The sequence below is a fragment of the Gordonia alkanivorans NBRC 16433 genome, assembly GCF_000225505.1.
GTDB lineage: Bacteria > Actinomycetota > Actinomycetes > Mycobacteriales > Mycobacteriaceae > Gordonia > Gordonia alkanivorans.
This window is the reverse complement of sequence record NZ_BACI01000019.1, coordinates 1-296: the sequence shown is the minus strand read 5'-3', so window position 1 is coordinate 296 and position 296 is coordinate 1. Positions and strand designations below refer to the sequence as shown.

Annotated in this window: 1 protein-coding gene; it reads right to left on the bottom strand. The window is 63.2% G+C overall.

Translation table 11 applies throughout. The features are described 5' to 3' along the window. Positions 1 to 230: DUF1254 domain-containing protein (locus GOALK_RS02750; RefSeq protein ID WP_006357264.1), on the bottom strand; the 230-nt coding region annotated here is incomplete at its 3' end. Positions 231 to 296: the final 66 nt, after the last annotated feature.

Sequence of the window (296 nt, the reverse complement as noted above, 5' to 3'; positions counted from 1 at the left end):
TACCGTTCGCCTGCGTCGGGCCGTGTGAGGACGGCCGGTTCGGCGAGGTCGACGATGGCGAAGCTGTAGAGGGTGTCGCGGTTGAGCCGGATCACCGTCTGCTCGTCGATCGAGGCAGGTTCCCGGTTATGCCGGAACTTCCCCACCCCACCGGCAGCCAGTTGGATGTCGGCGAACATCCGGTGCGTCTCCGCCCGAACGAAGTTGTCCACGTTCACATGGCCCGACATGCATTGTCTCCCTCGATCAGTTGGGCGCTCGATACTCGACGCCCCGATGTGGATTCGAAGCCTAGA